Origin of the sequence: Micromonospora echinofusca, from assembly GCF_900091445.1 — a bacterium.
In the GTDB taxonomy this organism is placed as follows: domain Bacteria; phylum Actinomycetota; class Actinomycetes; order Mycobacteriales; family Micromonosporaceae; genus Micromonospora; species Micromonospora echinofusca.
Genome location: NZ_LT607733.1, coordinates 3,743,615 through 3,758,831, shown reverse-complemented (window position 1 = coordinate 3,758,831; position 15,217 = coordinate 3,743,615). Strand labels below are relative to the sequence as shown.

At 75.6% G+C, this 15,217-nt stretch carries 1 protein-coding gene (only partly in view); it reads left to right on the top strand.

What is annotated here, in order from left to right:
* Positions 1-9: 9 nt before the first annotated feature.
* Positions 10-15,217: the 5' portion of a type I polyketide synthase gene (locus tag GA0070610_RS16035; RefSeq protein WP_089003540.1), read on the top strand. 14,627 nt of this gene lie beyond the right edge of the window; only the first 15,208 of its 29,835 coding nucleotides appear in the window; its start codon is at positions 10-12; the stop codon falls past the right edge of the window.

The window sequence follows — 15,217 nt, the reverse complement described above, 5'->3', positions numbered from 1 at the left end:
GAGCTCATGATGTCTACGTCCGCAGACAAGGTCGTCGAGGCGCTTCGCGCCTCGCTCAAGGAGACGGGCCGCCTCCGTCAGCTCAACCAGCAGCTGACCGCTGCCGCCCGGGAGCCCATCGCGATCGTCGCGATGTCCTGCCGCTACCCGGGCGGCGTCGCCAGCCCCGAGCAGCTCTGGGACCTGGTGGCCTCCGGCGGCGACGCCATCGGCGGCTTCCCGACCGACCGGGGCTGGGACCTGGACAACCTGTACGACCCGGACGCCGACCGGGCCGGGCACTCCACCACCCGCGAGGGCGGCTTCCTCTACGACGCGGCCGACTTCGACGCCGAGTTCTTCGGCATCTCGCCGCGCGAGGCCGTGGCGATGGACCCCCAGCAGCGGCTGCTACTGGAGACGTCGTGGGAGGCGTTCGAGCAGGCCCGCATCGCACCCGCGTCCATGCGCGGGCAGAAGGTCGGCGTCTTCGTCGGGACCGCCGCCAACGGCTACGGCGTGGGCCCGCAGAGCGAGGTCGAGGGCACCGACGAGGGCTACCTGCTGACCGGCACGGCCACCAGCATCGTCTCGGGGCGGATCGCGTACGCCCTCGGCCTGGAGGGCCCCGCCGTCACGGTCGACACCGCCTGCTCGTCGTCGCTGGTCGCCCTGCACCTGGCCTGCCAGGCGCTGCGGCAGGGCGACTTCGACCTGGCCCTGGCCGGCGGCGTCTGCGTGATGGCCACCCCCGCCCCGTTCGTGGGCTTCTCCCGGCAGCGGGGGCTCGCCCCCGACGGCCGGTGCAAGTCGTTCGCCGCCGCCGCCGACGGCACCGGCTGGTCCGAGGGCGTCGGCATCCTGCTGGTGGAGCGGCTGTCGGACGCCCAGCGCAAGGGCCACCCCGTCCTCGCCGTGATCGCCGGCAGCGCCGTCAACCAGGACGGCGCGTCCAACGGCCTCACCGCCCCCAACGGGCCGGCCCAGCAGCGGGTGATCCGCCAGGCCCTGGCGAACGCCCGGCTGACCACGGCCGACGTGGACGCCGTCGAGGCGCACGGCACCGGCACCGTCCTCGGCGACCCGATCGAGGCGCAGGCCCTGCTGGCCACGTACGGGCGGGACCGCCCCGCCGACCGGCCGCTGCTGCTCGGCTCGATCAAGTCGAACATCGGTCACAGCCAGTCCGCCGCGGGCGTGGCCGGCGTGATCAAGATGGTGATGGCGATGCGGCACGGGATCGTGCCGTCCACCCTGCACGTCGACGAGCCGACGCCGAAGGTGGACTGGTCGGCCGGCGAGGTGTCGCTGGTGACCGAGGCCCGGCCGTGGCCGGTCACCGACCGTCCCCGCCGGGCGGCGGTGTCGTCGTTCGGCATCTCCGGCACGAACGCGCACACCATCCTGGAGGAGCCGCCCGCCCCCGACGCCGACGAGCCCGCCGACGTCGACTCCGGCCCGGCCCCCGCCCTGCCGGCGGTGCCCGTGCTGCTGTCGGCCCGCTCCGAGGCCGCCCTCAGCGCGCAGGCGGGCCGCTGGGCCCGGTGGCTGGACGCCGACGAGACGCTCCGCACGGTGGACGTCGGCTGGTCGTCGGTGGTGTCGCGTTCCGCGCTGGAACACCGCGCGGTGCTCACCGCCACCGACCGCGAGGACCTGCTGGCCGGGCTGCGCGCCCTCGCCGCCGGCCAGCCGTCCGGCGCGGTCGTCGCCGGTCAGTCGGCCGACCGGGGCCCGCTCGCCGTGCTCTTCTCCGGTCAGGGCGCGCAGCGCGCCGGCATGGGCCGTGAGCTGTACGCGGAATTCCCGGTCTTCGCCGCCGCGCTCGACGAGGTGTGCGCGCGGCTCGACCCGCTGCTGCCGCGTGCGCTGCGGGAGGTGCTGTTCGCGCCGGAGGGCTCCGCCGAGGCGGCGCTGCTGGACCGGACGGTGTTCACGCAGGCCGGGTTGTTCGCGGTCGAGGTGGCGCTGTTCCGCCTGGTGGAGTCGTTCGGGGTCGCGCCGGAGTTCGTGGGTGGTCACTCGATCGGTGAGGTGACGGCCGCGTACGTGGCCGGGGTGCTGTCGCTGGCCGACGCGTGTGCGCTGGTGGCGGCGCGGGGGCGGCTGATGCAGGCGCTGCCCTCGGATGGCGGGATGCTGGCCGTCGCGGCTGCCGAGGCCGACGTGCTGGCCACCCTGGACGGGCTGGCCGACGTGGGGATCGCCGCGGTCAACGGGCCGACCTCGGTCGTGGTCTCCGGTGCCGTCGACGCGCTCGACGAGGTGGAGCGGGTCTGGCGGGAGCGGGGCGTACGCACGCGTCGGTTGACGGTGAGTCACGCGTTCCACAGCCCGCTGATGGAGCCGATGCTCGCCGAGTTCCGCACCGTGCTGGACGGGTTGGCGTTCTCCGCGCCGTCGCTGCCGCTCGTGTCGAACGTGACCGGGGCGCTGGCCGACGCCGACGAGATCCGTACGGCCGACTACTGGGTGCGTCACGTCCGCGAGGCCGTCCGGTACGCCGACGGCATCACCGCGCTGCGGGCGGCGGGCGTCGACGCGTTCCTGGAGATCGGTCCGCGCAGCGTACTGACCGCCATGACCCGGGACGCGCTGAGCCGGCAGGAGGCGGCCGACGACGACACCCCGGTGATCGCCGTGCCCGTGCTGCGCGCCGACCGTCCTGAGGCGCGGGCCCTGCTCGCCGCCCTCTCCGAGCTGCACGTCGACGGGGTGCCCGTCGACTGGCCGGCCCTCTACTCCGGCGCGGGAGTGACCCCGGTCGCCCTGCCCACGTACGCGTTCCAGCGGCAGCGCTATTGGCCCGAGCAGATGCCGGTCTCGGTCACCGGCCCGGTCAGCCCGGACGTGGTGGACGTCGAGTTCTGGTCCGCCGTGGAGCGCTCCGACGTGGCGGCCCTCGCCGCGCAGCTCGGCGCCGACGGTGCGGCCCTGGACGTCCTGGCTCCGGCCCTGCCGGTCCTGTCGTCCTGGCGCAAGGCGCGGCTGCGGGACGCGGTCGTCGACGGCTGGTCGTACCGGGTGGTGTGGAAGCGGACCGCCGCCCCCGCACCGGTCACCCCGTCGGGCCGCTGGCTGCTCGTGGAACCGGCCGACGACGCCGCCACGGCCGACTGGGCCGAGGCGCTCGCGGGGGCACTGACCGCCGCCGGCGGCGAGGTGTCCCGGCTGGCGGTGGACCCGCTCGCCGAGCGCGACGAGGTGACGTCGCGGGTGGCCGGGGCCGTGGGGGACACCCCGTGCACCGGGATCGTCTCCCTGCTGGGCCTGCTGGACCAGCCGCACCCCGGCCAGCCGGCGGTGCCGCTCGGCACGGCCGCCACGATGACGCTGGTGCAGGCCCTGCACGCCGCCGACGTCGCGGCGCCCCTGTGGACGGTCACCCGGGGCGCGGTCGGCACCGGGGACGCCGACCCGGTGCGCAGCGTCGCCCAGGGCGGCCTGTGGGGCCTGGCCCGGGTCGCCGGGCTGGAACACCCGCAGCTCTGGGGCGGCCTGGTCGACCTGCCGGACGGCCCCGGGCGCGGCGACTGGGACCACCTGGTGGGCGTCCTGACCGGCGGCGGCCACGAGGACCAGGTCGCCGTACGGCCCTCGGGCGTGTTCGTGCGCCGCCTGGTGCGCGCCACGCCGGCGGCCGTGGGCACCGTCGAGCGCTGGCAGCCGTCGGGCACCGTCCTCATCACCGGCGGCACCGGGGCGCTCGGCGCCCACGTGGCCCGCTGGGCGGCCGGCAACGGCGCGGAGCACGTCGTGCTGACCAGCCGCCGGGGCGAGCAGGCCCCCGGGGCGGCGGAACTGCGCGACGAACTGACCGGGCTCGGCGCCCGGGTGACCCTGGTCGCCGCCGACATGGCCGACCGCGCCCGCGTCGAGGCGCTGCTGCGCGACGTCGACGCCGACCCGGCGCCGCTGACCGCGGTGGTGCACGCCGCCGGGGTGGGCCAGCTGACCATGCTGGCCGACACCGACCTCGCCGGGCTGGCCGAGGTGCTGGACGGCAAGATCGCCGGTGCCGTGCACCTGGACGAGTTGCTGGGCGACCGGCCGCTCGACGCGTTCGTGCTCTTCTCCTCCATCGCCGGCATCTGGGGCAGCGGTGGACAGGCCGCGTACGCCGCCGGCAACGCCTTCCTCGACGCCCTCGCCGAGCGGCGCCGCGCCCGCGGCCTGGCCGCCACCGCCGTGGCGTGGGGACCCTGGGCCGACGGCGGCATGGCCAGCGGTGAGGGCCAGGAGCTGCTGGCCCGCCGAGGCCTCAGCCCGATGTCGCCGGCCCAGGCCGTGTACGCGCTGCGCAGCGCCGTCGGCCGGGCCGTGCCGTCGGTGACCGTGGCGGACGTCGACTGGTCCCTGTTCACCCCGGCGTTCGCCGCCGCCCGCGCCCGCCCCCTGCTCGACGACATCGCCGAGGCCCGCGACGCCCTGCGGGTGGTCGACGCCGAATCGGAGGACACCGCCGGCGGCGGGCTGCGCCAGCACCTGCTGACGCTGCCCCGCGCCGAGCAGGACCGCCACCTGACCGACCTCGTCCGCACGCACACCGCCGCCGTGCTCGGCCACTCCGGCACCGAACTGGTCAAGGCCAACCGGGCGTTCAAGGAGCTGGGCTTCGACTCGCTGACCGCCGTCGAGCTGCGCAACCGGCTCGGCGCCGCCACCGGCCTCACCCTGCCCACCACCCTGGTCTTCGACTACCCGAACCCGGCCGCCCTCGCCGACCACCTGGCGGCGACGCTGCGCCTGCACGAGGTCGAGACCGTCACCGCCTGGGGTCCCGCCGGGCCGGTGGACGACGACCCGATCGTCATCGTCGGCATGAGTTGCCGCTACCCGGGTGGCGTGGCCAACCCGGACGACCTGTGGGACCTGGTCGCCACCGGGCGTGACGGGATCAGCGGCTTCCCCGAGGACCGGCACTGGGACATGGGCCGGCTGCTGGCCGTCGACGCCGACGGGCAACCCGTCTCGCACACCCGCGAGGGCGGCTTCGTCGACGGCGCCACCACGTTCGACCCGGGCTTCTTCGGCATCTCGCCGCGCGAGGCGGTCGCCATGGACCCGCAGCAGCGCCTGCTGCTGGAGGCGTCCTGGGAGGCCATGGAGCAGGCCGGCATCGACCCGGACGAGCTGCGCGGCAGCCGTACCGGCGTCTTCGTGGGCGCCTCCCCGTCGGGCTACGGCACCACCGACACCCCGGCCGAGCTGGCGGGCTACCAGCTCACCGGCGGCGCGCACAGCGTCATCTCCGGCCGGGTGTCGTACACCTTCGGGCTGGAGGGCCCGGCGGTGACGGTCGACACCGCCTGCTCGTCGTCCCTGGTGGCGGTGCACCTGGCCGCCCAGGCGCTGCGCGGCGGCGAGTGCGACATGGCGCTGGCCGGCGGCGTCACCGTCATGGTGACGCCGGGCGCCTTCGTCGAGTTCTCCCGCCAGGGCGGTCTCGCCCCGGACGGGCGCTGCAAGTCCTTCGCCGCCGACGCCGACGGCACCGGCTGGTCGGAGGGCGTCGGCGTGCTGCTGGTCCAGCGGCTCTCCGACGCCCGGCGGCAGGGTCGTCAGGTGCTCGCCGTGATCGCCGGCAGCGCCGTCAACCAGGACGGCGCGTCCAACGGCCTCACCGCCCCCAACGGGCCGGCCCAGCAGCGGGTGATCCGCCAGGCCCTGGCGAACGCCCGGCTGACCACGGCCGACGTGGACGCCGTCGAGGCGCACGGCACGGGAACGACGCTCGGCGACCCCATCGAGGCGCAGGCCCTGCTGGCCACCTACGGCCAGGGCCGCCCCGCCGACCGGCCGCTGCTGCTCGGCTCGATCAAGTCGAACATCGGCCACAGCCAGGCCGCGGCCGGCGTCGCCGGCATGATCAAGATGGTGCAGGCGATGCGGTACGGCCTGCTCCCGCAGACCCTGCACCTCGACGAGCCGACCCCCCACGTGGACTGGTCCGCCGGCGCGGTGTCCCTGCTGGCCGAGGCGCGCCCCTGGCCGGCGGTGGACCGGCCGCGCCGGGCAGCCGTGTCGTCGTTCGGCATCAGCGGTACGAACGTCCACCTGATCCTGGAGCAGCCGCCCACGCCGACCGACGCGGACGAGCCGGACACCGGCGACGAGCCGTCCCGGGCGACGGCGGTGGTGCCGGTGCTGCTCTCGGCCCGCGACGCGGCCGGGCTGTCGGCGCAGGCCGGCCGCTGGGCGCAGTGGCTCGGCGGCGCCGGGACCCCGCGCCCGCTCGACGTGGCGTGGTCGTCGGTGGCGTCGCGTTCCGTACTGGAGCACCGGGCGGTCGTGTCCGGGGCGAGCCGCGAAGAGCTGCTGGCGGGCCTCGCAGCCGTGGCGGCGGGCGAGCCCTCGGCCGGCGTGGTCAGCGGCCCGGGCGGTCAGCGCGGCCAGCTCGCGCTGCTGTTCTCGGGTCAGGGTGCGCAGCGTGCGGGCATGGGGCGGGAGTTGTACGCCGGGTTCCCGGTGTTCGCCGCGGCGTTGGACGAGGTGTGTGCGCAGCTCGATGCGCTGTTGCCGCGTCCGCTGCGGGAGGTGTTGTTCGCCGAGGCGGGCACTGCTGAGGCGGCGTTGCTGGACCAGACGGTGTTCACGCAGGCCGGGTTGTTCGCGGTCGAGGTGGCGCTGTTCCGCCTGGTGGAGTCGTTCGGGGTCGTGCCGGACATGCTGGCCGGTCATTCGATCGGCGAGGTGACGGCGGCGCACGTGGCCGGGGTGCTGTCCCTGGCGGACGCGTGTGCGCTCGTCGCCGCGCGGGGTCGGTTGATGCAGGCGTTGCCGGCCGGTGGCGGCATGCTGGCCGTGGCGGCGGACGAGGCTGCCGTGGTGGAGTCGATCGCCGGGCTGACCGACCGGGTCGGCATCGCCGCCGTCAACGGTCCGACGTCGGTGGTGGTGTCCGGTGCCGTCGACGCGCTCGACGAGGTGGAGCGGGTCTGGCGCGAGCGGGGCACCCGCACTCGCCGGTTGACCGTCAGCCACGCGTTCCATAGTCCGTTGATGGAGCCGATGCTCGACGAGTTCCGTGCGGTCCTGGAGGGGTTGACGTTCTCGGCGCCGTTGTTGCCGGTGGTGTCGAACGTGACGGGTGCGCTGGCCGATGCCGACGAGATCCGCACGGCTGACTACTGGGTGCGGCACGTGCGTGAGGCGGTCCGGTACGCCGACGGGGTGACCGCCCTGAAGGCCGCCGGTGTCGACGCGTTCCTGGAGATCGGGCCGCAGAGCGTCCTGACCGCGATGGCCGCCGACGTGCTGCCCGACGACGACGCCGTGCTGGCCGTGGCCGTGCAGCGCCGGGACCGGCCGGAGACGCAGGCGCTGCTGCACGCCCTCGCGGAGCTGCACGTGCACGGCGTGCCGGTGACCTGGCGGCAGTGGTTCGCCGACTCCGGCGCGCAGCGGGTGGACCTGCCCACGTACGCCTTCCACCGGGAGCGGTACTGGCTGCCGCCGGCCGGCCAGTCCGCCGACGTCTCCGGGGCGGGCCTCGGCGTGGCGCGGCACCCGTTGCTCGGCGCGGCGGTGTCGGTCGCCGGCGAGGACATGGTCGTGCTGACCGGCCGGCTGTCGGTGTCGACCCACCCGTGGCTCGCCGACCACGTCGTCTCCGGCGCCGTGGTCGTGCCGGGCACCGCGCTGGTGGACCTCGTCGTCCGGGCGGGCGACGAGGTCGGCGCGTCCCGCGTGCGTGAGCTGACCGTGCTCGCCCCGCTCCTGCTGCCCGCCACCGGCGGTGGGGTACGGGTCCAGGTCCGGGTCGGTCCCGTCGACGGGACCGGCAGCCGCTCGGTGACCGTGCACTCCCAGCCCGAGGACGACCCGGAGTCGGGTTGGACCCGGCACGCCGACGGCCTCGTCGGCACCCCCACGGTCGACGAGCCCACGCTGGGCGCCTGGCCGCCGCCGGGAGCGTCCGAGGTGGACGTCACCGGCTGGTACGCGACGGTCGCCGAGCACGGGCTGACGTACGGGCCGGTCTTCCGGGGCCTGCGCCGGGCGTGGGCCGCCGACGGCGAGGTGTTCGCCGAGGTCGCCCTCCCCGACGAGGTCATGGGCGACCCGGCGGGCTTCGGGGTGCACCCGGCGCTGCTGGACGCCGCCCTGCACCCCGTCGGGCTGCTGCCCGCCGACGAGTCGGGCGGCGGCCCCCGGGTGCCGTTCGCGTTCGAGGGGGTGCAGGTCCACGCGGTCGGGGCCCGCACGCTCCGGGTCCGCCTCACCGCCACCGGCAACTCCGTGCGGCTGGTCGCCGTCGACGAGACCGGTGTGCCGGTGGTGTCGGTGGACTCGCTGACGCTGCGCGAGATGACCGGCCTGGCGGCCGCCCCGGACGAGGCGTACCGCTCCCTGTTCGAGGTCTCCTGGCAGCCCGAGCAGATCACCGCGTCCGACGGCGCGTACGGCTGGGTCGTACTCGGCGACCGCCCGCTCGACGGCGCCCCGCAGCTTCCGGCGTACGCCGACGTCGCCGCCGTGACCACGGCCGTGACGGACGCAACCGCCCCCGCGGCGCTGCTGCTGCCCGTCACCCCGGCCCCCTCCGGGTCGGACGTGCCCGACGCGGTGCGCTCGGTCACGGCGGACGTCCTCGGCGCGGTGCAGGCATGGCTGGCCGCCGACCCCCTCGCCGACGCGCGGCTGGTCGTGGTGACGCGCGGCGCGGTGGCCACCGGCGCCGACGACCGCGTCACCGACCTGGCGGGGGCGGCGGTCTGGGGCCTGCTGCGTTCGGCCCAGTCGGAACACCCCGGCCGGATCGTGCTGGCCGACCTCGACCCGGACGCCGACCTGGACGCCGACCTGCTGGGCCTGCTCGCCGCCGCCGCCGACGATCCCGCCCTCGGCGGGCAGCTCGCGGTGCGGACGGGCACGGCGTACCTGCCGCGGCTGGTGCGTGCCACCGGCGACGCCCGCACCCCGGCGACCCTGGGCCGGGGGACCGTCCTCGTCACCGGCGGTACCGGCTCGCTCGGCGCGCTGGTGTCCGAACACCTCGTCACCGCGTACGGCGTGCGCTCGCTGGTGCTGGCGTCCCGGCAGGGTCCGGCGGCCCCCGGCGCCGACGAACTGGTGCAGCGGCTGGCCGCGCTGGGCGCGAGCGCCCGGGTGGTCGCCACGGACGTGACCGACCGCGAGCGCGTCGGCGAACTGGTCCGGGCGATCACCGCCGAGGACCGCCTGGCCGGGGTGGTCCACACCGCCGGCGTCCTCGACGACGGCGTGGTCAGCGGGATCACGGCCGACCGGTTGGCGGACGTGCTGGCCCCGAAGGTCACGGCGGGCTGGTGGCTGCACGAGGCGACCGCCGAGCTGGACCTCGACCTCTTCGTGCTCTTCTCCTCCGTCGCCGGGGTGCTCGGCTCTCCCGGCCAGGCCGCCTACGCGGCCGGCAACGCCTTCCTGGACGCCCTCGCCCTGCTGCGGGCGCAGCGCGGGCTGCCCGCCGTCAGCCTCGCCTGGGGCATGTGGGACACCGACGGCATGGCCGCGTCGATCAACGACGCCGACCGGGCCCGGGTGACCCGGGCCGGTCTGGTCCCGATGACCGCCCCCGTCGGGCTCGGGCTGTGGGACGCCGCCCTGACCCACGGTGGCGCGGCCCTGGTGCCGGCCGTGGTCGACCTGCCCGCCATGCGGGCGCAGACCGCCGCGGGTCGGGTGCCGGTGATGCTGCGGGCCCTGGTGGGGTCGGCCGCGAAGCGCCGCCGCTCCGGCTCCGGCGCGTGGGCCGACCGGCTGGCCGGGCTCGACCCGCAGGAGGCGCGCACCCAGGTGGCCCTGCTGGTCCGGGGGATGATCGCGCAGGTCCTCGGTCATGGCGGCGCCGAGGCGGTGCCGGCGGACCGGGCGTTCCGGGAGCTGGGCTTCGACTCGCTGACCGCCGTCGAGCTGCGCAACCGGATCAACGGCGCGACCGGGCTGCGGCTCACGTCGACGCTCGTCTTCGACTACCCGACCCCCGGTGCCCTCTCGGAGCACCTGTACGAGCAGCTGTCCGGCCAGGTCGCCGACCAGCAGCAGGCCGTGCGGGCGACCACCGTCGACGAGCCGATCGCCATCGTGGGTATGGCCTGCCGCTACCCGGGTGGCGTGACGAGCCCGCAGCAGCTGTGGGACCTGGTCGCCGCCGGCGCCGACGGCATCGGGGAGTTCCCCACCGACCGGGGCTGGGACCTCGACCGGCTCTTCCACCCCGACCCGGACAACCCCGGGACGTCGTACACCCGCCACGGCGGCTTCCTGTACGGGGCCGCCGAGTTCGACCCGGACTTCTTCGGCATCTCGCCCCGCGAGGCGATCGCCATGGACCCGCAGCAGCGGCTGCTGCTGGAGACCTCGTGGGAGACGTTCGAGTCCGCCGGCCTCGACCCGTCGCGGCTGCGCGGCAGCCGAACGGGCGTCTTCGCCGGGCTCATGTACCACGACTACGCCTCCGGCGTGCAGGACCTGCCCGAGGGCGTGGGCGGTTACCTCGGTACCGGCACCTCCGGCAGCGTGCTGTCGGGTCGGGTGGCGTATACGTTCGGGCTGGAGGGCCCGGCGGTCACGGTGGACACGGCGTGCTCGTCGTCGCTGGTGGCGCTGCACCTGGCGGTGCAGGCGTTGCGGTCGGGCGAGTGTGATCTGGCGTTGGCCGGTGGTGTGACGGTGATGGCGACGCCGGGGACGTTCATCGAGTTCTCGCGGCAGCGTGGCTTGTCGCAGGACGGCCGGTGCAAGTCGTTCGCCGCGTCGGCGGACGGCACCGGCTGGTCCGAGGGCGTGGGCGTGCTGCTCGTGCAGCGCCTCTCCGACGCCCAGCGGGAGGGCCGGCGGATCCACGCGATCGTGCGCGGTACCGCCGTGAACCAGGACGGCGCGTCGAACGGGCTGACCGCCCCGAACGGGCCGTCGCAGCAGCGCGTGATCCGCCAGGCCCTGGCGAACGCGCGTCTCACCGCCGCCGACGTGGACGCGGTCGAGGCGCACGGGACCGGCACGACGCTGGGTGACCCGATCGAGGCGCAGGCTCTGCTGGCCACGTACGGGCAGGAGCGTCCGCAGGACCGGCCGCTGTGGCTGGGCTCGATCAAGTCGAACATCGGCCACACCCAGGCCGCCGCCGGGGTGGCCGGCATCATCAAGATGATCATGGCGATGCGTAACGGACTGATGCCGTCGACGCTGCACGTCGACGAGCCGTCCCCGCACATCGAGTGGAGCGCCGGGGCGGTCACCCTGCTCACCGAGGCGCGCGACTGGCCCGCGGCGGGCCGGCCCCGGCGGGCGGCGGTCTCGTCGTTCGGAGTCAGCGGCACCAACGCGCACGTGATCATCGAGCAGCCGCCCGCCGAGGCGGGACCGGCCCGGGGCGAGGGCGCGCCGACGCGCGCCGACGAAACCGTCGCCGGGTCGCTGCCGACCCCTGTGCTGCTGTCGGCCCGGTCCGAGGCCGCCGTCGCGGCGCAGGCGGACCGCTGGGCCCGCTGGATCGCCGGGGACGAGGCGCTGCGCCCCGTCGACGTCGGCTGGTCGTCGACCGTCAGCCGGGCCGTGCTGGAGCACCGCGCGGTGGTCACCGCGACGGGCCGGGACGAACTGCTGGCCGGGCTGCGTGCCCTCGCCGCCGGTGAGCCGGCCGCCACCGTGGTCACCGGCACGGGCACGACGCGTACGCAGCTGGCCGTGCTGTTCTCGGGTCAGGGTGCGCAGCGTGCGGGCATGGGTCGGGAGTTGTACGCCGGGTTCCCGGTGTTCGCGGCGGCGTTGGACGAGGTGTGTGCGCAGCTCGATGCGCTGTTGCCGCGTCCGTTGCGGGAGGTGCTGTTCGCGGAGGCGGGTTCTGCTGAGGCGGCGTTGCTGGACCAGACGGTGTTCACGCAGGCCGGGTTGTTCGCGGTCGAGGTGGCGCTGTTCCGCCTGGTGGAGTCGTTCGGGGTCGTGCCGGACATGCTGGCCGGTCACTCGATCGGCGAGGTCACGGCCGCGCATGTCGCGGGGGTGCTGTCCCTGCCGGATGCGTGTGCGTTGGTGGCGGCGCGGGGTCGGTTGATGCAGGCGCTGCCGGCTGGTGGCGGGATGCTGGCGGTGGCGGCCGACGAGGCAGCCGTGGTGGAGTCGATCGCCGGGCTGACCGACCGGGTCGGCGTCGCGGCCGTCAACGGACCCGCCGCCGTGGTGGTGTCGGGTGCCGTCGAGGCGCTGGACGAGGTGGAGCGGGTCTGGCGGGACCGGGGTGTCCGTACCCGTCGGCTCACGGTGAGCCACGCGTTCCACAGCCCTCTGATGGAGCCGATGCTGGCCGAGTTCCGTGCGGTCCTGGACGGGTTGACGTTCGCCGCGCCGTTGCTGCCGGTGGTGTCGAACGTGACGGGTGCGCTGGCCGATGCCGACGAGATCCGCACGGCCGACTACTGGGTGCGGCACGTGCGTGAGGCGGTCCGGTACGCCGACGGGATCACCGCCCTCCGCGAGGCGGGCGTCGACGCGTTCCTGGAGATCGGGCCGCAGAGCGTCCTGACCGCGATGAACGCCGACCTGCTCGCCGACGACGCGCTCGCGGTGGCCGTCCAGCGCAGGGACCGCCCCGCCCCGCAGGCGCTGCTGCACGCCCTCGCCGAGCTGCACGTGCACGGCGTGCCGGTGACCTGGACGCAGTGGTTCACCGACACCGGCGCCACCCGGGTCGACCTGCCGACGTACGCCTTCCAGCACCAGCGGTACTGGCTCGGCGCGGGCCAGGCGCGTACCGCCGACGTCTCCGGCGCGGGCCTCGGCGTGGCCGGGCACCCGCTGCTCGGCGCGGCGGTCACCGTGGCCGGCGCCGACATGGTCGTGCTGACCGGCCGACTGTCGCTCACCACCCACGCGTGGCTCGCCGACCACGTCGTCTCCGGCGCGGTCATCGTGCCCGGTGCCGCCCTGGTGGAGTTGGCGGTGCGGGCGGGCGACGAGGTGGGCGCGTCGCGGGTGCGGGAGTTGACCGTGGCCGCGCCGCTGGTGCTGCCGTCGGCGGGTGCGGTGCGGGTGCAGGTGCGCGTGGGCGCCGCCGACGAGGCGGGCACCCGGGTCGTGGCCGTGCACTCGCAGTCCGAGGGCGACCCGGAGGCCGAGTGGGTCCAGCACGCCGAGGGCGTGCTGGAACCGGCGTCGGCCGACGAGCCGGGCGTGGGGGAGTGGCCGCCGGCTGGCGCGTCCGAGGTGGACGTCACGGACTGGTACCCGACGCTGGCCGAACACGGCCTGTCGTACGGGCCGGTGTTCCAGGGGCTGCGCCGGGTGTGGACCGCCGACGAGGACGTGTACGCCGAGGTGTCCCTGCCGGACGAGGCGGCGACGGAGGCGGCCCGCTTCGGGGTACATCCGGCGCTGCTGGACGCCGCTCTGCATCCGATCGGGTTGTTGGCCGGTGCGGAGGGTTCGGGTGGGCCGCGGGTGCCGTTCGTGTTCGAGGGTGTGCAGGTGTACGCCTCGGGTGCGCGGGTGTTGCGGGTGCGGTTGTCGCGTACGGGTTCTGCGGTGCGGCTGGTCGCGTGCGACGAGTCGGGTGCGGCCGTGGTGTCGGTGGACTCCCTGGTCCTGCGGGAGCTGACCGGCGTGGCGGCGGCGGGTGCGGCGGCCCGGTCGCTGTTCGAGGTCGCCTGGCAGGCACAGGAGGTCAGCCCGGCCGGGGACGTCTCCGGGTGGGCGCTGGTGGGCTCGCCGGTCGGCGTGGACTTGCCGGCGTACGGCGACGTCGAGGCGCTCGTCGCGGCGGTCGACGCCGGCCGGGCGGTCGCGCCGAAGGGGCTGCTGCTGCCGCTCGACGCGCCGCAGACCGCCGTCCCCGACGCGGTACGCGCGGCGACCACGGCCGTGCTGGCGACGGTGCAGTCCTGGCTGGCGGCGGACGCGCTGGCGGAGTCGCGGCTCGTGGTGGTGACCCGGGGCGCGGTCTCGGCCGGTGCCGACGACCGGGTGACCGACCTGGCGGGCGCGGCGGTGTGGGGCCTGCTGCGCTCGGCGCAGTCGGAGCATCCGGGCCGGATCGTCCTGGCGGACGTGACCGGCGACGTGGATGCCGCGACGATCGCCGTCCTGGCGGCGGCCGACGAGCCGTCCACTCACGGTGGTCAGGTCGCGGTGCGCTCGGGTGAGGTGTTCGTGCCGCGTCTGGTGCGCGCGGTCGCCCCGTCGGGGCAGGCGCCGGTCGTGGGTGACGGTGCGGTGCTGGTGACCGGCGGTACGGGCGCGCTGGGCGCGCTGGTGGCGGAGCACCTGGTGTCGGTGCACGGCGTGCGCTCCCTCGTGCTGGTGTCGCGGCGTGGTCCGGAGGCTGCGGGTGCCGGCGAGCTGGCCGGGCGGCTGTCGGCGCTGGGTGCGTCGGTGCGGGTGGTGGCCTGTGACGTGACGGACCGGGACCAGGTGTTCGGGTTGGTTGGCGAGGTCGCTGCCGGGGGCCGGTTGGCGGGTGTGGTGCATACCGCCGGTGTCCTGGACGACGGTGTCGTGGAGGGGCTGACGGCGGAGCGTCTGGCGGGGGTGTTGGCGCCGAAGGTGTCGGCGGGTTGGCTGTTGCACGAGGCGACGGCGGGCCTTGATCTGGATCTGTTCGTGGTGTTCTCGTCGGTGGCGGGGGTGTTGGGTTCGCCGGGTCAGTCGGCGTACGCGGCGGGTAACGCGTTCCTGGACGCCCTGGCGGTGTACCGGCGGCAGCTCGGACTGCCGGCCGTCAGCCTCGCCTGGGGCATGTGGGACACCGCTGGTATGGCGGCGTCGATCGAGGAGGCGGACCGGGCGCGTTCGGCGCGGGCGGGCCTGGCGCCGATGAGCGCCGAGACCGGGCTGGAGTTGTTCGACGCCGCCCTGGCCGCCGACCGGCCGACCCTGGTGCCGGCCGTGATCGACGTACCGGCGATGCGCGCAGCGCTCGGCGCCGGCCCGGTGCCGGCCGTGCTGCGTACCCTGATCGGGTCGACGGCGTCCCGGCGACGGGCCGCGCGGGGCGGCGACTGGGCCAACCAGCTCGCGGGCCTGGCGCCCGACGAGGCGCGCGCCCAGATCGACGTGCTGGTGCGTGGTCTGGTGGCTCAGGTGCTGGGGCACGGTGGCGTGGAGTCGGTGCCGGCGGATCGGGCGTTCCGGGAGTTGGGCTTCGACTCGCTGACGGCGGTGGATCTGCGTAACCGGTTGAACGCGGCCACGGGGCTGCGGCTGGCCTCGACGCTGGTCTTCGACTACCCGACCCCGGCCGTGCTCGTCGACCACCTCTACG